This is a genomic window from Alkaliphilus transvaalensis ATCC 700919 (assembly GCF_000621485.1).
Classification (GTDB): domain Bacteria; phylum Bacillota; class Clostridia; order Peptostreptococcales; family Natronincolaceae; genus Alkaliphilus; species Alkaliphilus transvaalensis.
On sequence record NZ_JHYF01000009.1, the window covers coordinates 103,173 to 127,375 of the forward strand.

General features: G+C 32.4%; 24 protein-coding genes and 2 riboswitches. Of the genes, 1 reads left to right on the forward strand and 23 read right to left on the reverse strand.

What is annotated here, in order from left to right; all coding sequences use genetic code 11:
• Positions 1-20 precede the first annotated feature (20 nt).
• From T335_RS0108045 to T335_RS0108130, 16 genes are all read right to left on the reverse strand, one after another.
• The gene (locus T335_RS0108045) at positions 21-1,547 is read right to left on the reverse strand and encodes a spore germination protein (protein WP_084281104.1); all 1,527 of its coding nucleotides are present in this window, start codon (positions 1,545-1,547) and stop codon (positions 21-23) included.
• 257 nt (positions 1,548-1,804) lie between these two features.
• On the reverse strand, positions 1,805-2,491 hold the full coding sequence (locus T335_RS0108050; RefSeq protein ID WP_026477090.1) for an MgtC/SapB family protein: 687 nt from the start codon (positions 2,489-2,491) through the stop codon (positions 1,805-1,807).
• 137 nt (positions 2,492-2,628) lie between these two features.
• Positions 2,629-2,880, reverse strand: a complete 252-nt coding sequence (locus T335_RS0108055) for a magnesium and cobalt transport protein CorA (RefSeq protein WP_026477091.1) — start codon at positions 2,878-2,880, stop codon at positions 2,629-2,631.
• 205 nt (positions 2,881-3,085) lie between these two features.
• A riboswitch (M-box (ykoK) riboswitch) is annotated at positions 3,086-3,254 on the reverse strand.
• 6 nt (positions 3,255-3,260) lie between these two features.
• Complete coding sequence (mgtE, locus tag T335_RS0108060) at positions 3,261-4,628, reverse strand: magnesium transporter (protein ID WP_026477092.1); 1,368 nt, start codon at positions 4,626-4,628, stop codon at positions 3,261-3,263.
• A 253-nt stretch (positions 4,629-4,881) separates the two neighbouring features.
• A riboswitch (M-box (ykoK) riboswitch) is annotated at positions 4,882-5,053 on the reverse strand.
• 322 nt (positions 5,054-5,375) lie between these two features.
• A complete protein-coding gene (locus tag T335_RS21945) occupies positions 5,376-5,837 on the reverse strand; it encodes a GNAT family N-acetyltransferase (protein ID WP_026477093.1) in 462 nt (153 codons plus the stop codon).
• Positions 5,838-5,954: 117 nt separating this feature from the next.
• Complete coding sequence (locus T335_RS0108070; RefSeq protein ID WP_026477094.1) at positions 5,955-6,392, reverse strand: DUF6608 family protein; 438 nt, start codon at positions 6,390-6,392, stop codon at positions 5,955-5,957.
• Between the two features lie 63 nt (positions 6,393-6,455).
• A complete protein-coding gene (locus T335_RS0108080; protein ID WP_242837266.1) occupies positions 6,456-6,842 on the reverse strand; it encodes a nuclear transport factor 2 family protein in 387 nt (128 codons plus the stop codon).
• 43 nt (positions 6,843-6,885) lie between these two features.
• Positions 6,886-7,686, reverse strand: coding sequence for a GNAT family N-acetyltransferase (locus T335_RS0108085; protein WP_026477096.1), 801 nt, complete (start codon positions 7,684-7,686; stop codon positions 6,886-6,888).
• Positions 7,687-8,029: 343 nt separating this feature from the next.
• Positions 8,030-8,842: a hypothetical protein gene (locus T335_RS0108090; protein WP_026477097.1), complete on the reverse strand. Its 813-nt coding sequence runs from the start codon at positions 8,840-8,842 to the stop codon at positions 8,030-8,032.
• 90 nt (positions 8,843-8,932) lie between these two features.
• Positions 8,933-9,991: a GNAT family N-acetyltransferase gene (locus T335_RS0108095; protein ID WP_026477098.1), complete on the reverse strand. Its 1,059-nt coding sequence runs from the start codon at positions 9,989-9,991 to the stop codon at positions 8,933-8,935.
• 137 nt (positions 9,992-10,128) lie between these two features.
• A complete protein-coding gene (locus T335_RS0108105) occupies positions 10,129-10,644 on the reverse strand; it encodes a hypothetical protein (protein WP_026477099.1) in 516 nt (171 codons plus the stop codon).
• A gap of 41 nt (positions 10,645-10,685) precedes the next feature.
• On the reverse strand, positions 10,686-11,954 hold the full coding sequence (locus T335_RS0108110) for a S41 family peptidase (RefSeq protein WP_026477100.1): 1,269 nt from the start codon (positions 11,952-11,954) through the stop codon (positions 10,686-10,688).
• A 355-nt stretch (positions 11,955-12,309) separates the two neighbouring features.
• Positions 12,310-12,873: a nitroreductase family protein gene (locus T335_RS0108115; protein ID WP_026477101.1), complete on the reverse strand. Its 564-nt coding sequence runs from the start codon at positions 12,871-12,873 to the stop codon at positions 12,310-12,312.
• Positions 12,874-12,981: 108 nt separating this feature from the next.
• Positions 12,982-13,548, reverse strand: coding sequence for a hypothetical protein (locus T335_RS0108120; RefSeq protein ID WP_026477102.1), 567 nt, complete (start codon positions 13,546-13,548; stop codon positions 12,982-12,984).
• A 14-nt stretch (positions 13,549-13,562) separates the two neighbouring features.
• Positions 13,563-14,093, reverse strand: coding sequence for a hypothetical protein (locus T335_RS0108125; RefSeq protein ID WP_026477103.1), 531 nt, complete (start codon positions 14,091-14,093; stop codon positions 13,563-13,565).
• Between the two features lie 69 nt (positions 14,094-14,162).
• Positions 14,163-14,651: a prolyl-tRNA synthetase associated domain-containing protein gene (locus tag T335_RS0108130; RefSeq protein ID WP_026477104.1), complete on the reverse strand. Its 489-nt coding sequence runs from the start codon at positions 14,649-14,651 to the stop codon at positions 14,163-14,165.
• Between the two features lie 180 nt (positions 14,652-14,831).
• Between T335_RS0108130 and T335_RS0108135 the strand changes: the two genes are divergently transcribed.
• Complete coding sequence (locus T335_RS0108135) at positions 14,832-15,239, forward strand: hypothetical protein (protein WP_026477105.1); 408 nt, start codon at positions 14,832-14,834, stop codon at positions 15,237-15,239.
• Positions 15,240-15,321: 82 nt separating this feature from the next.
• Here the strand turns inward: T335_RS0108135 and T335_RS0108140 are convergent, their stop codons facing one another.
• The 7 genes from T335_RS0108140 to T335_RS0108175 form a co-directional block, all read right to left on the reverse strand.
• The gene (locus T335_RS0108140; protein ID WP_026477106.1) at positions 15,322-16,785 is read right to left on the reverse strand and encodes a spore germination protein; all 1,464 of its coding nucleotides are present in this window, start codon (positions 16,783-16,785) and stop codon (positions 15,322-15,324) included.
• 221 nt (positions 16,786-17,006) lie between these two features.
• Positions 17,007-17,510, reverse strand: coding sequence for a nitroreductase family protein (locus T335_RS0108145; RefSeq protein ID WP_026477107.1), 504 nt, complete (start codon positions 17,508-17,510; stop codon positions 17,007-17,009).
• A 147-nt stretch (positions 17,511-17,657) separates the two neighbouring features.
• Positions 17,658-18,857: a chromate efflux transporter gene (gene chrA / locus T335_RS0108150; protein WP_026477108.1), complete on the reverse strand. Its 1,200-nt coding sequence runs from the start codon at positions 18,855-18,857 to the stop codon at positions 17,658-17,660.
• An 859-nt stretch (positions 18,858-19,716) separates the two neighbouring features.
• Positions 19,717-20,625 (reverse strand): GNAT family N-acetyltransferase, encoded by a 909-nt coding sequence (locus tag T335_RS0108160; protein WP_026477110.1) that lies wholly within the window; start codon positions 20,623-20,625, stop codon positions 19,717-19,719.
• A 178-nt stretch (positions 20,626-20,803) separates the two neighbouring features.
• Positions 20,804-22,279, reverse strand: a complete 1,476-nt coding sequence (locus T335_RS0108165; protein WP_026477111.1) for a protein adenylyltransferase SelO — start codon at positions 22,277-22,279, stop codon at positions 20,804-20,806.
• A gap of 397 nt (positions 22,280-22,676) precedes the next feature.
• Positions 22,677-23,501, reverse strand: coding sequence for a GNAT family N-acetyltransferase (locus T335_RS0108170; protein WP_026477112.1), 825 nt, complete (start codon positions 23,499-23,501; stop codon positions 22,677-22,679).
• A gap of 295 nt (positions 23,502-23,796) precedes the next feature.
• Entirely contained in the window at positions 23,797-24,159 is a 363-nt protein-coding gene (locus T335_RS0108175; protein WP_026477113.1) for a hypothetical protein, read from the reverse strand.
• Positions 24,160-24,203: the final 44 nt, after the last annotated feature.

Genomic DNA, 24,203 nt, shown 5'->3' on the forward strand with positions numbered 1-24,203 from the left:
ATTCCACCCCTTTTTTAAAGCTATCTTTTCTTGATCAAAAGAGTCCATAAAGGCCCTCTGATTATGGTATCTTCTAAATCCTCCAAGGAGGTGGGGGCAAAGGAAGCTAAATAAGGAACTCCAAAGGACCTTAAGTTGCACATATAGATAAATACAATAATGAGACCAAAGGCAATACCATAGAAACCAACAATACTTGCTAAAACTAGCAATAAAAATCTTATTAAAAAAATAGAATTTTGAAGACCTGGTACCACAAAGCTGGTAATAGCAGTCAACGCCACTACAATGATCATTAAAGGACTGGCAATCCCTGCCTCTACCACAGCTTGTCCTAATACAATAGCTCCTACGACACTGATGGCCTGCCCTACAACCTTAGGCATCCGAATTCCTGCTTCATTGATCAGTTTAAAAATCACAATCATCAGTAAAGCCTCTGTGAAGGAAGATATAGGTATAGGCTCTCTAGCCGACATTATAGATAAAAACAGCTTAAAAGGTATAACCTCATGGTGGAAAGTTTGGACCCCTACATAAATGGCTGGTAATGTGGTAGTAATAATCAAAGCCAGTAAGCGAGTAATTCTTAAAACTGTAGCAAAGGGCCATTTGATATAATAGTCTTCACTGGTTTGCAGATATTCCACCAATAGATGAGGTACTGTTAAAACAAAAGGAGTACCGTCACATAACACCGCAATTCGTCCTTCAAAGATTTTCCCCACCACCACATCGGGTTTTTCTGTAGTTCCTACCGCAGGAAAAGTACAAAAAGGTTGGTCATCTATGAATTCTTCAATATAACCAGATTCCAAAACAGAGTCAATATTAATTTTCTCAATACGACTTTTAAGTTCTTCAATAATTTTGGGGTTAGCTATCCCCTCTATGTAACAGATGGCTAATTCTGTCTTTGAATAGCTTCCTCTAGTAATATATTCGAATTTTAGCTTAGGACTTTTAACCTTTCTTCGAATCATGGTAATGTTAGTAGCAATATCTTCATTAAAACCTTCCCTAGGCCCTCTAACCACAGTCTCCGAGGAAGGTTCATTAATACCTCTAGTTTCCCAATGACTTACTGAAATGGCTATAGCCGAAGGACTTCCATCTATAATAATAATCCCATAACCCTTTAAAAGATGATCCACTACTTCATTTAATGACTCTACTAGAAAAGTGTTTAGAGAAGTAATAACTTCTTCTGCTAGTACAGTAGTAATTGTCTTAGCAGTTTTTACACCAAGAAAAGGAGTCGCATCTTGTCCCATTAAGGGTTTAAGTACATTTAGTTCTAGTGCTTCAGTATCAACCATCCCCTCCATATAGCAAATAATAGCTTTATTTTTAGGAAATGTCCTAATCTTAAAGGGTCGAATGATTAGGCCCTCATCATGAAGAAAGATTTCTTCAAGACGTTTTCTTGTTGACTCTATATTAAAATCAAGCTTCTCTATTATCTCAGTAGGACTAGGTGTAAAACTATTGCGATTCACAGGTGAATACTTAAGATATTTGATAATACCGATGATCTTCCTTATCATAGAACCTCCTCTATAAACAGTTAAATATTGTGTTGTACTATATAGAATGGCTGTAATAAAGGAAATTATCCTCTTAAATTAATAAATTTGTAAATATCATAAAAGTCCTTTAAATATCTCTAAAGTCTTTTTATGTATTATTTGTTTTTAATGTTTCGAAGTATTATATGATAATAAACTTAAAACAAAACAGCTAAGTTTGTAGCTTTTCTTAAATAAAGGACTGCCTTTCATTGAACTGACAGTCCTTTATTTATTTAGGGCTGCATCTCCCAGCCCACAGAAGTTATGCCACTTTCTAGACTAATCCTGCTAGCTATCTTCTCTAATGCTGCATGATTTTTACCAAGACTAGAAACTCTTGCCGTAACCTCTACAGTTTCAGTATTTTCTATATCCTCGCTTTCTAAGTTAGTCAACATAATATCTTCACCCTGCATCATATGAATCAATAGGGCACGAATATGGAATTCAGCTTTTTCTAAGCATATGACTCTTAAAGTATATATCAATTCATAATCCTCTAAGGGCTTACACTGGTCTTCGAACTTTTTAATAAAACCCCTTAGATATACATTTGCTATTAAAATAAAGATGGTACCGATGACTGCTTCAACTAGAAATCCCGCACTTGTTAGTACTCCAACTGCTGCAGAACACCATAGGGTTGCTGCTGTATTTAACCCCCTTACATTTAACCCATCTCTAATGATGACTCCTGCCCCAAGGAAACCTATTCCCGAAACCACTTGAGCAGCCATTCTGGTTGGACTCCCTTCACCTTCAATAATCATCGATAGGGTTACAAATAAAAATGCACCTAAGGCAACTAATACATTGGTTCTCATCCCTGCCATCCGCTGTCTTTTTTGTCTTTCAAAACCTATTGCTCCACCTAAAATAAAGGCAAGACTTATTCTAAGAATAAAACTTACGATAACCATATTTTACCTCCTTCCTAATTAACCATAGCTGTTATTTTGCATACTCTAGCAAATATACATTGAATTGTTTTTAACCTTCCTATAACATTATTTTTATTAGACAATAGGAAGTTTAAATCATCTACCAAAGCATCCACCTATCCATTATTTTTTTTAGTTGGATACAATGAATTTATTAATTTTATCCTCATTTCATCATTCATACTAACATAGATCTGTCTAGCTCCTTCTTTATTCATCAACCTAAATATCTTCTCTTGTTGGTTGATACTTAATTGTCTAAAAATATGCTTTAACTTATTTATATCACTCTTATTAACTAGTTCTTTTAACCTTTCAATATCATTCTTTTTTAAACACCTTAAAATCTCTGCTCTTAAAATTGTCATGGGTATCCCCCTATAAATGAGATTTATTAAAAAGTAATCTTTTATACTTCTACCATTTGCTATACCCATCACCCCTTTCTTATTAGTTTTCCTGCTAACCAATAAACTCAACACTATAAAAAAAATCAAAATAAAAAGAGTAACTCAAATAAGGAGCTACTCTTGAAAATTCTCTAACTTAAAAATGGCATAGAAAACCTACAGTAAATTATCTCCTCGTATGAGCTTTAGCACTAAATGACGTAGATTCTTCTGAATCAGCTACCTTAAGCTAGACCTTAATCCGACCTTGCCTGTTCTACCCATTGGCGTCTCTCGACATTTTTGGGCAGTAGCCTGTGTTCATTTAGGAGCCTCACCTAACAAGACTTATTAAGTTATTATAAAAGAAATCCTAAAAATTGACTTACTAACACAAAGTAGATTAATAAACCTGTAATATCTTTAATGGTTGTTATAATTGGGTCTGCTCCGGCTGCCTGGTCTATGTCTAACTTGAAAAGAATGAATGGAATCAAGAAGCCTAGTGCTGTGGCTAAGGTCATTGTAAAGGCTAAGGCTAATCCAACTGCAATACCTAATTGAGGTATCCCTTGCCAAATAGAAGCTACCACTCCTGCAACTACTCCCACTAATGCTCCCATACTTAGACCTATCCCTGTTTCTTTTAATAAATGTCTTGTAAATTTCTTTAAATTAATATGACCAAGAATTAATGCCCTAGCAAAGATTGTAGAAGACTGTGTCCCTGCATTTCCACCCATATCCATGATTACAGGAATGAAGACTGCAACTGCAGCAATGGCTTCTAAGGTTTCTTCAAAGGTATCAATAACAGCCCCAGCCATTAAACCGCCAATCAGGGTAATGACTAAGAAGGGTAATCTAACCTTCCAAATATCCCACACAGAACCATTAACTAAAACCTCACTGCGATCAGCTTCTTTTTTGTTTAAGTCTGCTAAACCAGCTTTATCAAAGATATCTTCTGTTGCTTCTTCCTGAAGAATATCCATAGCATCATCTATAGTAATGATCCCTACTAGTCGATTTTCTTTATCAGCAACAGGAATAGCCAATAAATCAAGTTCTTGTAATACTGTGGCTACTTCTTCTTGGTCAGTATCTGTTGTTACTTTTATTACCTTTTTATGCATAATATTTTCAATTTTATCAGTTAAATCTGCAGTTAGAAGTTCCCTTAAGGATAAAACGCCCTCTAATTTCCTAGCATCGTCTGTTACATAAAGGGTATAGATGGTTTCCATCTCCTTAGCATTTTCCCTAATTTTCTTTAGGGCATCCTCCACGGTTATATCTCTTCTAAATCGAATATATTCTGTAGTCATAATTCTACCAGCAGTTTCAGCTTCATAGCCCATTAATAGGTTTGTTTCTTTACGTTCCTCTGCTGATAATGAGTTCAAAAGTTTTTTGGCTACTGTAGCAGGTAATTCATCTAATAATCTTACTCGATCATCTGGGGCTAATTCTGTGATCATTTCAATAGCCTTCTCATCTGTAAAGGAGCTTAGTAGCTTTTGTTGCAGACTTGTGTCTAATTGTTCGAAGACAAATAAAGCCCTTTCTTTGGTAAGTAATCTATATACGATAACTTGCTCTTCTGGTGATAAATCTCTAATTACATCTAATATTTCCATATCCTCTGCATTACTTAATAATCTTTTTAATGAGTCAATATCCTTTTTTTCTAGATAAGCCCAAATGGTTTCTTTGAATTGTGGCATTGTAATCCCTCCGATTTTTTATAGTTTTCCTAAATGTTATTTTACTTATTCTACACCTACCCTCAAAAGGGCCATCATTATCAGATTCCATTGGACTCACCTCCTTATTTTGGCAACAAAAAAACGACTCCGAAGAGTCGTAGGCAACATAATAAAGTAGCAATGGTCATAAACAATAGAGCATTGTTTTACCATGCTAAAGGATGCACCAAAAAATTATCTTAATAAAGATAATAAGATAGTACACTACCAACCTATAAACTCCTCGTCTGGGTTTTAGCACTAAATGACGTAGATTCAAAGTTTGAATCAGCTATCTTAAGCAGACCTTAATCCGATCATGCCTGTTCTACCCATTGGCGTCTCTCGACATTTTTGGGCAATAGCCTGTGTTCATTTAGGAGCCTCTCCTAACAAGTTATTTTGTTTTTAATCCTTTTTCATTATATTCAGTAGAATTAATTATGTCAAGTATAAATATATTTTTTCATTTACTGATCTATCTTTATAAAACAACATTACTCCCTCATATATAATCTAAAGTTATTAAAGCCATCTCTGAAGTCTTGGTGTTTTAAGGCTTCCCACGGTTTAGGTTATTTTAATCCCAAACACAATTGTTAGCATTATATACAAAATATATCCAAATCTGTACTTATTAAAATGCGTATGTATATCCAATTTATATTTATTAATATAAATCTAATATCAATTACGCAATTTCCTCAAGTATTCCTATTAATCAAGCTATGTCAATCTTTTTTCAAAACATTCAACTAGCTTTCCTTGATATTGGCTATTTTTATAAAACTTGAAGCCTAAGGATGTCCAATATTTTTTAGCGTTAATATTATTTTGTAATATACCAATTCGAATATTATTAAAGCTTTCCTCTTTTAATTTATTCTCAAAGGCTACATATGACTTTTTCCCATATCCTCTAGAATGGTAATCTCCATGTATCATCAGTAATCCTATCCAAGGACAGTTGTCCTTAGGATTATTTTTTAAAAAATCAATAACACCTATATACTGATTATCTAAAATCATCAGGTAACTATCAGTAACTTGATTAAGAAATTCCTCTCTTACTTCCTCTATTGACCTTAAGGGATTCCCGTTTTCTAGAATATTATAATGAGGATTTGAGTTAAGTATCTCAAGAACAAGCTCTAATGTATTTTCCGTAATAGGCTGAAATTTAATCATATTGAGTCCCCTTTAATGAATTAAAATAAAAAATAGATCAACTATAAAGTTAGCTTTACAAAAAACTTTGAGCCTTCTTTCATAGCAATTTTTCAATTTAACACTCAAAACAAATAATCAATTTGACTTATTACTGCTTTTTGATCTATTCCCAATAAAAGCTACTATTCCTAAAAGAATATACATAAATGCATAACTTATTGAAACGTCTTTAAATGCATCGGGATGTAATTCTGTGAAAAGACTATTGCTCCAAACATATACTAAAAGAAGGCTCCATGTGAGAAAAAAGGTTATTATATAGATTACAATCTTTGATTTTAGTCTTTTTCTTAAGATATCAAAAAGATATAAGCCCGCCACTAATATTGAATGTAAAATAAATCTACCTAATAAATGCACATATGGTCCAATGCCTTCTTTAGCTGGCCATAAACCCACTAGGATTGGTATGGTATCTAGTAATGTAAAAACTGTAAATAGAATACAAACTGTTATTAGTTTATTTTTTAAAATTTTTGAGTATATATCATTAACTTTACTTTGTATATTCATGATTTCCTTTCCCTCCTCCCATTATGATCTGTTGTTGAACCTATTAAAAAAATTATGATTGCTTTATATTGTTTTAATAGGTCTACCAACTTGCTTCTCAATCCTCCATTGAGGGGGTTTTCCATCATCACCCCAGTATTCATTAAGCACTTTAATTTTATCACGATCAAATTCAAAAAATGATGTTGCATGGACTGATATGTCCTCATCTTTAAGTTGCACTTTCACTACAGAAATTACTAAATTATCTATGGATTCCAATCGTTCAATTTTAATATTCCAATCTCCTGGATATTCCGAATTAACTCTTACAAATTCTTCTACATTAAACCTTTCATTTGTATTATTCCAGTTAATTATGGCCTCGTTATGAAAATACTTCTTTATATTGTCCCAATTCTGTTTATCCATATCATTCCATAAAGCTTTTATTTGTTCTTGATATTTCACCAACTCATCCCCCTAATTTTATTAGTATCTTATCAGCTATAAATCAAATCTTTTGAGTTGTTGTAATAATACTAAAGGGATACTCTTTTATCATTTGAAAACCCAGCTTACTAGCTAATTTATTTGATGCGGTGTTCTCTACAGAGCAATCCCATTTAGGCTCTATAGAATGCTTTAGACACACTTTTATTAAGTGTGAAGTAAGATAAGCCGCTATCCCTTTTCCACGGTATTCTTTTTGTGTTTGAATGTCAATTTCAGCCTCTACTGCTTCTACTGATGCGCTTATTGCGTGGCCTATAATTTGATTACCATCCAACAATATATATCCAAATCCATTTTTAAGGAATAATTCTTTACTCTCCCAGAAAATGCTTAATTCCTTATTATATTCAAAGACTTCATCAATATTATCTGAATTAATTTCTTTAAGTTTATACTTAAAGTTTTTCTTTGAATATAGGTCATAATCAAAATCGTAACCTATAAATTTGTATTGAACCCTTGGATAATCCCTAACAACCACAGAAGTGTTTCCGACAATTTTCTTTTTCCACTCTTCTGGTATTCCAAACCAAAGAATTGATCCATTAGCTACTATTGCCTCCGAAACAAGAAAGTTCATTAATTGTGAATTAAAATTATCATCACTAGTTTCTCCTACCAAATAAAACCATCCATTGTCACTTAAAATTGCAGCAACAGAAGGTTTATTTAAACAATCCACATATACTTTTCCTTTCTTCTTTTTAGATATTATCGACTTTAAAAGTGGATAATGGGAGTTTTCTTTGTTAAGTAAAGGTCTAATTATATCGATATTTATATTTTCCAACTGAAACATTTCTGCAAAACTCCTCCCTTAGTTAAATGTTCACAATCTCTATACTACATGTCGATGGTTCTCTTGAAACTTAAGTACATCTTCACCATCGCCTTCTCCCCTAACCAGTCTCAAATCTGGGTTTCCAAATGCAGTCTCAAAAATATCAATAATTCTTATATTACACCTAGGTGTTCCTTTATGATCTTCTACCGTTACTATTTTTCCTTTTATATCAATAAGTTCTTGTAACTCTAACTCTGAATATTCTTCTTTAAAGCTACAGGTCGCTGTCTTTTTCCCATCAATTATTTGTTACTTGATGTGGTAGTAGCTACACCTTGTTGAATTACGTATATTATAGCTACCTCTTTTCTAACTCTATTGAAAATAGTCTTTCAAATTCTTTATCAGATTCCATAGCAAAATTATAAGGTGTTATTTTTAATCCTTTCATATCAATATTATCTATTGTTGCATACCACATCAAATATTTTTCCAACGGCAAGTTATTTTTCACTTTTATATGGCCTCCATCCCTTATCAATAAACCATCTTTGGCAATTAATTCTGCATCAAAATATAATCTTGCGCCCGGAACATATTCTTCATTTTTACTCATAATAATTCTTCCATGGTGTTTAGAATTCACAATAATTTCTCCTGTTACACCACCATGGGTAAACATAATATAATCACTATATTCTTCATGATCTCCTAAAAGTGCCCCTATTGGCTTGGATTCATTAATTGTTCCTTCCTGCTTCAGCATATTCCATGACTTTAACGCCTTATCTTGAAGGATACTTTTAAATCCATCTAATGTTGTGCTGTGAACTAATATGTTTTTTTCATAAGGACGGAGAAAATTATCTTTAAATGAATGCTCTTTATAAACCTGTTTTGCATCTTCATAATCATCTTTAGAAATTGAAAGAATGATATGTTTTCCATAAGATAGTTCATATTCTATAAAGTCACATACTCTATATTGCCAACTATCACATTTTTTACTAATTGCCAGTCTTAAAACATTAGCATTTCCTCCACTAAACAGATTATAGCTATCATCGTCGGTTACTTCTAAGAAAATCCAGTTAACATCATATGGCATTCCTGTTATTGGGTTGATGTAACTTGGTTTGAATTTCCCATCAACAAAATGAATTCCACTCAAAATATCTCCTCCTTCAAGAAATGATTAACCCATTAGTAAGCAATAACTTACCTGAAATAGCCATCCCTAATTGTATCAGTTATCTAGACTCTACAAATTAGAAGTTGCCACATCTAAAAATGTCGTATTGGTAAAGTTAGAACACATACCATAAGTTTTAAGCTTTTCAATATGATTTTTTATTTTTAAATAATTTATTGTGACTTTTCCAGTATTCATCTTTGCTATAAGACTAATTGTCTTTTCGACATCATTAGATTTTATATACGAATATAGACAGTCTATTAAAAGACATTCTTCAGTTATAGAAGCATCTTCTAAATATACAGCCCACTCATACCACTCTGCTTCAGTTAAATCAGTTGGATTTTCTATTGGTGGATATGATGAAAAGGAGTAATACTTATTTTTATACGTAAACCCTAATTTCTCTGCTATAGCAATAGATCCCTTATTTGAATCGACACACATCCAATCAATTTTTTTGTATCCCTTAGCAAAACAATCCATTATGGTTGTAGCTACAACTATTTTGCCTAAGCCTTTATTTCTATACCTTTCGTCTGTATATACTCCAATTGCAATTTTGTCTTCATAATAGCAATCACTCAATGAAAAGCTTACGATTACTTTTTCATTATGTATAAAATATCCAGAACCGTAATTTTTAAATCTTTTATCTTCACCCCAACTCTTAATCCAGTTTAGTACTTTATCAAGGTTTTCATAGTCCTTTAGCTCTATGTTTGATATATCTACTTTTTTCATTTCATAACCTTCAGGCAAATTGATATTATATTCAACAAAATCATCAATCTTTAACTCATAATGCCTTCTTGCATATTTTCTAATAAAAGGATTCTTATGAATAGATGGTATTTTCTCAATCCATTCACTGGAATCTGGAGTTAACTGATCCCAAAAATCTAATTTCGCGTTCACCTTCGAATTAAAAGCTTCATCATTAGTTCGACCCGCAATTAAATTGCACTCATTAGTTAGTATCAGTGCTACAGTTGGATTTTTAATATTGTTAACATATACTTCGCCAGGCATCCTTCCATTAATAACGGAAAGTACTGATAATTCATTTCTAGATTTAATCAGATGAGCTACTTTATTAAAGTCCTTACTGTTTAATTTAATCATTCAACATCTCCTTCAACATTATTATTTATTTTGCCACTACCTATACCTGTTCCTGATGTTGTAATAGTATATGGTATAAAACAATCCCATAGGAATGTCATTGCATTGTAATGTAAAAGTAGTCTAACCCTCTATATCTAACCCTCTATTGAAATAACATTTTTTCTTGTATATTCCTCATCTCCTAATACATAATAAAAGAATCTAGAACTGGAAAATTCTCTACTCCAAATTTCAACGCTTTCTTTGGTTTCAATATCTTCCAATATAATTTTGCTGACTACAGGATCAAATACCTCACCAGATAAAATATTGATTTTTTCTCCCTTTTCAGTCTCGATAGAAAAACCACCAGTTAGATACTCTCCATCACTTTCAAATATAGTAATTGGAGTTTGCCTTTCAAATTTGTATTTCCCACCTTTTTCAGTAAGGACAGATGTTCCTAGCCCACCATCCCTTTCAAAAAATAAAAGTGTAGTATTTTGATATTTTTCAACAGATAGAAAAACATCGTCCTCTGTTATACTATTGGCAATTGCTTCATTTACATCTGTATAATATTCAGAATTAATGATATCATCACCCTGAGAGCAAGCTGTCAATAGAACAAGCATCAGTATTAAGATTAAATATAAAACTTTATTCTTCATAGAATCTCCCCAATTATTAATGTTTTTTCGACTTCACTTTTTTAGACTACAATTTCATTCAGTCTATCCAAAATCTTTAATGCTTCTTCTAAATCTAAATCCTTTTCAATATGTTCTGGAGTCCAAGGAATATAGATATCTGGTTCTATACCATTATATGTAAATTGTTTTTTCATCACACTTGCCATCTTTGAGGTAGGATACATAAGTTGAAATACTTCATCAATTTTGATTGAAGTTAAATTACTATAGTCAAGAACACCAGCAGTTGGTCTACCCATTACAGTAACCTTACTTGCTTGTTTAACATCATATATAAATTGATCTCCCGAACTACCACAATATGTGTCAGTAATAACAATAACATGTTTGGGGTTTACTGTCGTTTTATTAAAAGATTGCATTATAGAATCTAAAGTAGAATCTATCTTAACGAAGCCTTTCCCTCTATTAGTCTCCATTAATTTTATATACTTTTCAACATCTTCCTTCGACTCCCAATTTGCACTATATGCCTTTAGTAGTTCTACTCGAGTATCACAATTTCTTTCAGTCATTAAATAAAAAAGATCTTCTGATTTCCGCTTTTCTCCCTTTGAAAACAAATATGGTAATAGTGGGTAGTAGGCATCGTCTGAACCTCCCCCGTTATTTCTTACATCAATAATCCAATTCGGTGTCTGTTCCATTGCTTTACGATTCTTAGTCATAAGTTTTAAAATAGCATCAGGATTAGCGAAATCTTCAAAGCACATATATAGTATTTTGTCATTTAAATTCTTCATCTCGTACTTAGACTCTCTTCTCTTAAATTTATAGTTATGGACATCATAGTACAGTTTTTCACCATTATTTAACTGAAAAGTAACTGTATTAGCGCTAGAAATTAAACTATTCCATTTTTGTCTTTCTAGGACATCACTTTTAAGTTTTCTTATATTATCCTTTCCTAACAATTCGATGTTTTTACCATTTATTTCTATAATTTGCCAACCTTTTTTAACATTAGATTCTTCTGTTAGTACATCTATTACATAGAGGCTATTTTTATAACGTCTAACACGAAAACCACAATTTTTTATAGGTCCTCCATTTGCTAACCAAATCAAATGACCATCTTTAAAATCTGAAAGATAATCATCAACTATACTATAAAACCCTTCATCATGAAGCTGGTTGGATGTTAGAAGGTTAATAATTTGGTCAAGAAATATCTCTGGGTTGTCCCACCCGATTTTTTCATCTTTACCCCCATAGTCATTTCTCATAATTTCAACAATTTGATTAAACATACTTACATAGTCCCTCATCTAAATCCCCCTTATCTTCACATTTTTATCCCCTAATAAAAATTCCATTAACATCTTACATAGCTCTTTCTTTTTGCTTAAAACAATTTATTTTTGCAAGAGATTCCAGCTTCATTTTTAAAGTTCTCAGAAACCCATTGTCCCTCTCTTTTAAAGAGTTCTAATACTACTTGTCGATTTGTCGGTGGTCTTATATCCACCTCTGCAAGATGGCAAGAATAGGCTCTTTATGTTAAAAGTACTTGATAAAAACATCTGACTGCTTAGTATACAATAGAAGAATACAAAGTTGATGTTAAGTGATGTTGGCAATGGTAATTCCCACTTTATCCTTCCATATGCTCCTTTTAAAGTTTTAATAATGCCCTAAAATTGGTTTATTTTTTGAGCGGTGTTTACGGTCAGGTTCATATTCTTGCCAGTATACTCTTTTTTCATTAAAACGTGTCCTAGCTTCTTTAGTCTCTGCAGGATGACCAACTAATACAATACCGAGAGGAATAACATAATCAGGTATATTCAATAGCTTTTTTAAAGGTTTAATATTGCTTTCAATTGGATGTACTCCGATCCAAACTGTGCCAAGATCAATACTTGTTGCAGCAATTAAAATATTTTCTATTGCTGCACTACAGTCTTGTACCCACATTTCACGACCTGGCCCCTTAAATGCTAATTTCATATTTCCACACACAACAATAGCTACTGGAGCATTATATCTTGCGAAAATTAACTTTTCTTTTAGCACTGTAAGTTTTTCAACCTCATTTATGACTATAAATTCCCATGGTTGACAATTAGCTGCAGTAGGTGCTGCTGTTGCTGCCTTTAATAAAGTTATAATTGCATCTTTTTCAACTGGCTTATCTAGATATTTTCTGATACTTCTTCTTTTGTAAATCGTTTCTATGACATCCATATTGTAACATCCCTTCGATCCTTTTTAAATTTTCTTTTGAAATCGTGAGTATTACCTAAGGAAGTAGATGTCTCTGCATCTTTAAACTTACTAGATATCAAAACCTCATTAAGTATAATTTATTGACTTTACACGGTCGTCTATATAATCATACACCTTTACAATTTCTACTTCATAATTATTTTTTATTTCAAAGTAATCGACACAAGTTTCCATACACTTTTTTCTTAATTCATCATGTTCTTTTATATATTGTAATAATGATCTATCTTCTGGATAGGTACGATTTTCAATTGCATTTCTAAACTTTGCGATATTCGATTGAAAACTTTTCTCGATATATTTTTCCGAAAATCCCAAGAATACTGATATAATTTTTTCTGAATAGAATTTATTAAAATCCTTTATAAAATGTGGCATTATATAGCAGCCTTCTATGATAATATTTTGCTTGTTCTCTATATTGGTCATTATAATTCCTCTAATAATCGGCCATAACTTTTCTCCAATTAGTTCGTTACTATCTAGTGGTGTAAATCCACAGTTCTCATCAGCTCTGTATAAACCCATCTTTAAGTGATCGATAGAGAGATATGGCATTTTATACTTTTCAAGTAACTTTTGAGCCATTAGGGTTTTGCCAGTACATCCAATACCACCTATTAAAATAACCATTAGTCATTATCTCCTTATTTTTTCGCAAAGTCATTGTAAATCTCGTTAATTCGCTTAAAGGTTTTACTATTAGTAGATTCAATCTCTCTAAAAAAACCGATTGGATTATCTTCTGCTATCTTTTCTGCTATAATCTTTGATACAGCTTCGATAAGTTCAAAAGTTGTATAAATTTCTTCTAAAGCTGCATCTGCTTTAGCTTCCTCCAGTCCTCCTTTTTCTATAGCAATTAACTTTACTTCGATTTCTCTTAACAAAAAAGGATAAATTCCATTTACGGGTGGTGTATAATAGGAAATATGTTTCAATTCATTTATCTTCCCTAATAATGGCAATAGTATTGACTTATCCTCTTGATTATTTTCAAACCTAACTAGATCAACTTTTACAAGATCTAAACTCGTTTCAATATTTGTATGTATTCCCATATACCGTTTTCCCATTTCTCTTTGTATATTTCTATATGCCTGTATAGAATATATAGATAATCCTATAGCTATTATTAAAGCTAATGAGTAGAGTCTTTTATTACTGAAATTCATCATAATACATTCCTTCCTCAGTATTGAATATTGCTTCAGTACTACAGTAAAAGTAACTTAAGGTGATATTCATTAAATCGTTATGTATTTTATATCATTACCGTTTTTCTCAATTAACGTTTTTAAATTATCAAAGGAAATCCAGATGGTTGCCCTATTGTCATTGGGATGAACCCCTAGCCTTGTTTTTCCTATTAGTTCTTTATCAAAGATTACCTCAACCAAGGCCTTTGTATCGTTTATTACCCCCAAGGGAGTTACTGCTCCTTTACTCAGCTGTAGAAATTTCTCTAATCTGTTTTCCGATGCAAAACTTAAGACCGTAGATCCTAACTGTTGTTGAATACTTTGAAGATCGGCCTTCTTATCTTTATCCATGACAACTAAAAAATGACGTTTTCCCTTTGCATCCCTTAAAAATAAATTCTTAACAACATCTCCATCATTACTAATACCTAAATCGTTCATTTCCTCAATTGTAAATACAGCTTCATGATATATGACCTCGTATGGGATTTTTAGTTCATCAAGTTTCTTAAATACTTGCTCTTTTTTGTTCATCCAGCACCCTCTCTTTTCTTTTTTATAATCGTGAATGCTCCCTTCTCCCTATACACGTAATTCATCTACTATTTATTATTCTATAGTTTCCTTAAATTCCCTCCTAAATTTTGTTATAGTGCATAAATAAAGAGTTTATGGTAAAATGAAAAAGTAAACTTATAAAGGGGGACTTAACTAATGAATACGACAACAATTTTGGTAATAGGGACAGTAATAATTATCCTAGGATTAGCCATAGCTTACTTTTATTTTAAGAAACAAAATTTGGAAAAGTTCTATCATCAAGTTTTTGAACAAGCAAAGCAAGTTCCAAAACAAAAGAGAAACAGTTTTCTTCTTCTAATGTTTAAAGAATCCCTTGCTGCATCGATGAAAAAATCAAATAAAAACTCCTATGCTAATAAATTTCAAAATCCTAAATATTTGGATATTCAATTAGTACAAATGTCAAATATTCTTAAAGATCCTTCTAAGGTACAAGATAAGGTAATGAAAAGAGCATTGGATTTATTTAAAAACTATCAAACTTGGGAAAAAGCAAAATTAGCTAATGATCAAAAAGAAACTCAACCTAAGGCATCCTAGTACAAAAACATACCCCTTATATGCTATGTTTAGCTTAATAAGAGGTATGTTTTTTACATAATAATTTACATAATAACAAGCTTTATCCTTTTGTATTATCCTGTGTATTAAGGGCACTGGGTCTTTTCTTCTTCAATGGAACTGGAATCCTAAATAAAAAGTCCATTAATGCCTTTATGTTTAGTGGAATCAAAGGCCATAGATAGGGAACATTTAGAGATTTGGTTGTTCCCAGTAAAACAATCCAAAGTACAATAGCAGTTATTAAGCCGTATATACCGAGTAAAGCGCCTGCTATTAAGAAAACGATCCTAAAAATACGATTTGCAAGACTTAATTCATAACTTGGAGTAGCAAAGGTACTCATGGCAGCAATAGCCAAATAGAGAATAACTTCTTCAGCGAATAAACCCACATTTATTGCTACTTCTCCAATCAGTATAGCAGCCACAAGTCCTAGTGCAGTGGCTAAGGCATTGGGTGTATGTATAGCTGCCATTCTAAGAATTTCTATTCCAATTTCAGCCAGAAAAAACTGCCAAAACAATGGTATATTTCCTTTTTCAGTAGGCCCAATAAACTTTAGGGACTCTGGTAATAAATTTGGATTTTCAGCTAGAACAAACCACAAAGGAAGTAAAAATAGTGATGCGAAAATAGCAGTAAACCTCACCCATCTCAAGAATATCCCTACAACTGGTTTTTGTCGATATTCTTCAGCATGTTGTAAGTGATGCCAAAATGTTGTAGGACAAATCATTGCACTAGGTGAACCGTCTACCATTATAACAATATGACCTTCTCTAAGATGTACTCCACAGGTATCAGCCCGCTCTGTGTATCTTACCATTGGGTAGGGATTATAGTGTCTTCCAAAAATAAACTCTTCTAAAGATTTTTCTTCCATGGGTAACCCATCTACATTTATTTCATCTATTTTTTTACTTATTTCATTTACTAAATCTATGTCCACCACACTATCTAAATAGGCTATCACTACATCAGTTTTTGAACGGCGTCCTACAGTAAAATGCTTCATAATTAAGGAACGATCCCTCATTCGTCTTCGTATTAGGGTAACATTAAAAACAATGGTCTCTACAAAGCCGTCTCTTGGCCCCCTTACGACTCTTTCTATATCTGGTTCTTCTGGTGAGCGTGCAGGATATTCTCGTATATCCACCAAAATTGCTTCGTCACAGTCTTCTATAATAAATACTGCCTGACCTGATAAAACTTGTGAAATAATTTCTTCAAGATCATTTGTAGTCTCAACTTCTATGTGGGGAATAAATTGTTGAACTAGTTTTTTTATGGCTTCTTTGTAAAGGGCATTTGTTGATAGCCTAGACAATTCCTTCATTATTTCCACCATTACGTCATCTTTTGCAAATCCATCAATAAAAAATAGTCCAAATTTCTTATTAGCATACTCTAATTTTCGGTGGATAACATCAAAATTTTCTTCTGTCCGTAATTCCTTTAGTAGATATTCTATATTTTCACTAAAATTAGTTGAGAGGAAAACCTGTTGATTTTTTCCCACTATTTTTCGCTCCCTTCTTTATCATGATTTTAGTATTCATAATAAGTATTTTATTTATACACCCATGAGTTTTTAGCATTTAGAGAGCAGGTTAATAAATACTCAAAAAAGTAAATGAACCTAAAGTAGTACACTCTAGGTTCTTAATTAGTTATTGTATATTCATTTATTATCATTTTATAGCAATATAAATTATCTTGCAGTTCTATACTAATTATCTTCTACCAGACTTCGTGATGAACTCTATCTGGCTTATATCTTTCTTGTACTTGTCTTTCCTCAGCTGGATGTCCAACTGCAATAATAGCCACCGGTATAATATGCTCTGGTAGGTTTAGTATTTGAGAAACCTTTAGGACAAATTCTTCTTTTGGATATACGCCACACCAACAGGTTCCAAGCCCCAAGGCCTCCCCCTGTAATAATATATTTTGAACTGCTGCAGACATATCTTGAATCCAAAATGCCCCATCGTACTTTACATTACTTATATCTGCACATGCAACAATTGCCACAGGGCTTTCCTTTAACATTTGTGTATGGGGATGAAAACTAGTAATGGTATTTAATTTATTTCGATCCCTAATAATAATAAAATGCCAAGGCTTTTCATTTCCTGCAGAAGGTGCATACATGGCTGCCCGTAACATTTGTTGAATATGCTCTTGATCTACAGGTTGATCAGTATATTTTCTAATACTTCTTCTCGAATAGATTTCTTTCATATTTATCTACTCCCATCCTTACTTAATATATAATCTATTATATCCTAACAAGAATAGAATTAGTAGTAGACTATGCTATTTAAGTTGATTAATACTAATATCAATATCATATAATCTATTAAAATATCCTTTAAAGTTAATAGACATCTATATTACAAAACCTGCAACCAATGCCATTAGTACAATTAATGGTGCTGGAATTTGCTTAGTAAATAAAAGAATAATCGTAAGGAAGGTGACGATTACGTTATCAACCGTAAATCCACTTCTTTGCATTAATATTAAAGCAGCAACTGAAATTAAGCCTCCTGCAACAGCATTAATCCCCTTTAGTGAGACTTTTATTCCTTTAATCTTCTTCAAGTTTTCCCATATTGGATAGATAAAATAAATTAGTAGTAGACCCGGTAAAAATATTCCTATTCCACCGACAATTGCTCCTAACAGTTGAGTAATAGTAGTACCACCACGGGTTGCCATTCCTCCTGCATAGGCACTAAAACTAAACATTGGCCCTGGTAGCCCTTGTACAAGTCCATAACCAGTAAGGAATTCTTGACTAGTCATAAAGGTGTTAACTTCCACTAATTCACTATACATAAGGGGTACTACTACCTGTCCTCCACCAAAAACAAGGTATCCATAACGATAAAAACTCTCGAATAATTGGATAATCTGGTTATCCCATAAAAGGGCAAGTATCATACTACCAACCGTAAACAATAAAAAGGCGATTAAATACTTCCAAGGAGGATTTAATCTTACATGATTCCATAAATCATTTTCTTTAGTAGTAGCAATACTAACTAATCCGCCAATTATTAGAACCAATGGGAAAACCCATGCTTCACGAATAAAATAGGTGGTAATCCCTCCAAAAAGTAATAATAGCAATGTGATTTGATCGGTAACCACTTTTCCTCCTATTCGATAGGCTGCCACTATAATAAAACCTACTGCCATAGGACCAATGTATCTTAATCCATCTTGAGAGATATTCATACCAACCATCAACTGGTATAGAAAAGATAACAATATCATTACTGTAAGCACTGGAAAAGCCCATACTAACATTGTTAAGAATGCTAATAGTGGTCCCCCTACTTTATAACCAATAGCAACAATCGTTTGAGTACTGCTAGGACCTGGTAAAATTCCGCATAGAGCAATTAACTCTACAAGTTCTTCCTCACTTAAATATTTTTTCTTAATTACCATTTGGTCTGTAAAAACACCATAGTGGGCTTCAGGACCTCCGTAAGCCCCTAAAGAGCAGATAAACACATCTTTTAGGAAGGTTCTCCATCCCATCCCTTTTGAAGCTTCTAGATTTTTTCCTATTTTCATTTTAATAGATCCCTCCCTCGTATTGAATTTGTAACCCTATAACCTAAATATAATTATCAGAATTTTAATATCGTATTTCGATATCGACTTTCTATATAGAATTATATATCTTGAATAATACTATTACAAGCGTAATATTACAAAATAATTCTATTTTATTAGTTTTATTTATAAAGCTACTTATACTTCAGTAATACCCCATTTTTATATGAGTAAATTGCACAATATGAGAGAGCTATTAATTTAAATTAAAATATGCAAATTACATGTTGTTAAAAGATAAAAAAAGCGGGTAAAATCCCCACTTTTAGTCTTAAAATTATATGAAATATTGTAAGCAGTTAATATACTAACTTCATAATCACGATGAATAATAATCCATTATTAGCTAACCCAATTTGCAAACAGTACATTCTATTAAAAAATACTGCTGTATCCAGAAATAGGATGTGAAAAGGAACTGCAAATAAACAAGAAGTAATAAAGGTTTACTAAATAATAGCTTTAAATTCACAATAAACATAGTCAATAAATATAAAATAATGCATACTAAAGTGATAGAAATAAGGTACCCTACTATTGGGTCTAAATGACTATTAGCAGCACTTTGTAAAGAGTTTTGTAAAATAAAGAAAGGAATGTTCATCATTAAAATTGCTAATACACATTGAATAATAAATTGTTTTGAATTTTGGTAAAATGCGAGACTTAACCTTTCTCGAAACTTCAAATCTACATATATGATCAACACTAGAGAGATCATTGTCCAAAATATAGCCATTACAATATCTATGGGAGTTAATAAGTACCTACCAATCATTATACTTGACACAACATTACCCCTTTCATAGCTATTATGCTAATCCTTGATTTCTGAATCAAAGTTATATTTATAATAATTCATCACAGAAACCTCTTCAAAACCACAATCTCTATATAAATTAAGGGCTGTACTATTTTCACATTCCACATCCAATTGGATCTCATAGATATTTTTTGTATTTATAATATGTATTGCTTCTGTTAATGCAGCCTTTCCAAAGCCCTTCCCTCTAAAGTCTGGCAATATACCAACACCACTTATAAAAGCTGAAGAACCATCATAACTTATCTTTATTTTCCCAATAACTTTATCTTCAAGCTCTACCATATAAGTTATTTGATTTAGCTCCCGTTCTTTATCTAAAGACCATTCAACTTCTTCTAAATGATTGAAAAACAAAGCATTTTGCCTGCTAATTTCCTTACCGTCCTTTTCTTCAGCTTCTCTTAATCTAATACTACTTACTATTTCAATGTTAGACCTATTAATTAACTTCATTCTATACTCAGAAAAATCATATTCCCCTAAGACTGAGCTTATAAAACCAACCCCAGAGTTTGATTTGCCATCGGATAATAAAAGAACTTTTTTAAATTTCCTCCTTTCGCATTCATCTATTACTAATTGAAAAAGTTGTTTAGACAAGCCTTTCCTCCTAATTTTCGGGTGAGACATACCATTAATCTCTCCAATATTACTTCCGCCAAAACTTGAAATACCTAAATAAGCTACTAGATCATCATTACAATAATACAGGAATTCGTTTATCTCTTTTTTACCTAAATTATGGTTACTAGCTTCATTTATTTTATAGTCTAATTCTAGCTTTAGATTTATATCTTCGTAGTTGCGACAAATCTCCTCAAGTCGATTAATCTCTTTGTACTCTTTTTCTGATATATATTGTTTTAAACAAATTGTATCCTTCAATAACTTTTCAATCATTACTTAACCTCCCTTTTTAAACTTACGCTTAAACACTTACCTGTATTCTATCTTGAACTAAAAATCCCCTGTAATAGTTATCAACTACTACAGGGGATTTTTATCGTACTATACCAAATTATACCACAACCTATTGATTAAACCAATAATTTATTTTCTATTATTAATTTTCTGTGAATTAGGTTCCACAAAAAGTTCTATAGGGACGATCAGATTCTGGAGGTAATTCTGTATACGCTTCTTGTTCTGGGCAGTAAGCAAATGGATCTCTCAAAACATTAAGCAACCCTTCCATTACACTAAAATCCTCTTTTTTTACTGCAGCTTCTAAGGCTTCTTCTACCCTATGATTCCGTGGAATTATGGCTGGATTAACCTTTTTCATCAGCTGAAGAGAGTCCTCTTTTGATTCCTGTTGTCTATCAATTCTTGCCTGCCATTGATTATACCATTGACTAAATTCTTCTGTACCAAACATTGTTGTCTCTTCTGGCCTTTCAATCGTAAGAAAACGGAAGGTATTTGTAAAATCTGCCTTATACTTTTCCATCATAGTAAGGAGACCATCTATGAGACTTGTATCCTCCATTTCTTCGTTAAATATCCCTAATTTAGCCCGCATTCCTGCTAACCAGTAGCTTTGGTATAGCTCTGGAAAGTTTGAGATGGCTTCTTGTGCTAGTTTAACAGCTTTCTCTTGATTATCATCAATGAGTTGCAATAGGGTTTCTGCAAAGCGGGCAAGGTTCCAACCGGCAATAGAAGGCTGGTTACCATAAGCATATCGACCTTGTCTATCAATAGAGCTAAATACCGTTTCTGGATTGTAAGCATCCATAAAAGCACATGGGCCATAATCAATTGTTTCTCCACTTATAGTCATATTATCAGTATTCATAACACCGTGAATAAATCCAACCAATTGCCACTTTGAAATTAGCCTTGCTTGAGCCTTCATAACTTCCTTAAGTAGAGAAAGATATTTATTTTCACTTCCTTTAACTTCTGGAAAATGTCTTTCAATTGTATAATCGACAAGGGCCTGAAGGTCTTGACGGGTACCCCATCTAGCGGCGTATTGAAAAGTACCAACTCTTATATGACTAGCAGCTACACGGGTTAGAATAGCCCCCGGCAAGGTGCTGTCTCGAAGAACATCCTCTCCTGTAGTTACTACGGCTAAACTACGAGTTGTTGGAATACCAAGACTATACATGGCTTCACTTATGATGTATTCTCTTAACATTGGTCCAAGGGTAGCACGCCCATCTCCTCCCCGTGAGTAGGGAGTTTCTCCTGAACCCTTTAGCTGAATATCAAATCGTTCTCCAGTAGGAGTAATCTGTTCACCTAGCAATAAAGCTCTCCCATCCCCTAGCATAGTAAAATGTCCAAATTGATGTCCTGCATAGGCTTGAGCTAAAGGAAAAGATCCTTCAGGAACTCGATTACCTGCTAATATTGCCACTCCAGTATCCCTCTGAAGTTCTTCTACATTTAACCCAAGGCTTTTAGCTAAAGTTTCATTGAAAATCACCAGTTTTGGTGATGTAGATGGGGTAGGACTATGACTTCTAAAATATATTTCTGGTAAATGAGCATAGCTATTATCAATATTCCAACCTGTTTCGATTAACATATTTTCATTTTTCATCCTATCACCTCTTTAAATTTTCTAATCATTCTTGTTCTTATTTCTTAGTTCTTAATTGATAAATTCCATAATTAGTATTTAATTTATATTAAGAAAAACATATAAATTAAGGGTTATGGTATGATGAAATTTCCTTAGTTTTCAAGGTTTTATTCCAATATTCAATCATAAAAATTATCCTTATATTAGATGAAATTATAATAGAGCTTCTTTTAGTATCTGCCCTTGTGATTTTCCTATACCCATTATGTTTCATAATAAAAGCCCCATCTTTATTTTCTAAAGATAGAGCTAGTAGAAATCATACTATTTTTTAACCTATGACTTTCAATAAAGAGTAAAACGATTCTAGACTTAAATTCTTCAAGGTCCGGTGGGAAACGAGCAATTTCTTCATTTAATCAAACTTAAAGTAGTATAAGAAATATTCAAAAGCTTTGCTATATCCACATTTCTCTGCTAATACCCTCGACCCTATATTTTCCTCCATACAGTCCCAATAAAGGATATATTGCTTTTTCTTACAATGCTTTACAAATTCCTTTACTGCCACAGTAGCCAATCCTTTTTTTCTATGTTCTTCTGCAGTCTTTATGTGTAGTTCCATCTGATGATCAGCTACAAAACTAGTTACACAGGAACATACAGCTACATCTTTATATAAAATATAATATCCTACCCCATGCTTAATGAAGTCATCTACTGAGTCCCACCATTCCTTAATGGCAGACTCTACAAAGTCTAAGTTATATATTTTATTTTTTAATAAATCTTTTTTTACTTCTCTTAAGGTATATCCCTCTTTCAATTGACATGAATCTAATGGCAAAATGTTTAAATCTGTATTTGTATACACAAATTGCTTTGATTTATTAATTTCTATATCCTTAAATATTCTTTCAAAGGTTTTATCCCATATTTCACTAGTTCCACTAAATTCGAACCATTCTAATCCTAGTTTTTTTGCTCTAGGAGCTATTTCTGTGTGAATATAATCAATAATATTATGATTAAAATTTTGATTATTTTCATCCCCAACAAAATAAAAACCTTGTATTCCCTTCGACCAGATCATGGCAGTTTTGGGTTCTTCAATGTCATCAACAAAAACCCAACCAGGGTTATTACCGGCTGCAACTCCTTTTATTTCTAGGTTTACAAACTCACCCTTTAATAAAGGTTTTATTAGGAAAAATTGTTCCTTTTTTAGTTCCTTGATCATTTCCATCACTTCCTTAGCTTAATTTATCTACTTCCAATAGGTTTCTCTAATGGGTAAATTGCACAATATCATAACTATATTTTTATTTAAAAATTTCATATTATGAAGTTATAATTACCATATTATTCTAATTGATAGTTTCTAGTTTAATGGTCTGTATTCCTTTATTATTTTATAAAAAGAGTTGATTTTAAAAAATGAAAACCTCCTAATTAGTGGCTGATTATCCTTGAACCAGTGACTATATCAGGAGGTCTATATTTTAACGAGGTAGTATTTTCTTTTTTATACTACATCATTCTTTATGATTATGGAACCAGTCTTCAAAATCATCGTCTGCAATGTCGCCTTTAGAAATCTCTTCTAACATTAATTTTCCGTTTGGCCCTTCAAAGTTTATAAGTTTACCTTTTGAACCAAGATGAATTATCCGACCTAAAACAAAAAGAATTGTTGCAAAAAGTAGATATTGTCCAGAACTTGTCATATAAAAATTTACTATGTCGTACTCATTTCCTTTAACAATTAAAAGATTGTCTGCTATCATATTAGAAATATAGTCATGGGTGTGATACAACCCCCAAGCTGTATACAATCCTAAAAAACTTGCAATCCCATATAAAATAATGCTTAGTAACGGAACTTTCTTGTTATTCATACGCCCACTACCTTTCTAAAGTTTATATTGAGAATTATCAGTAA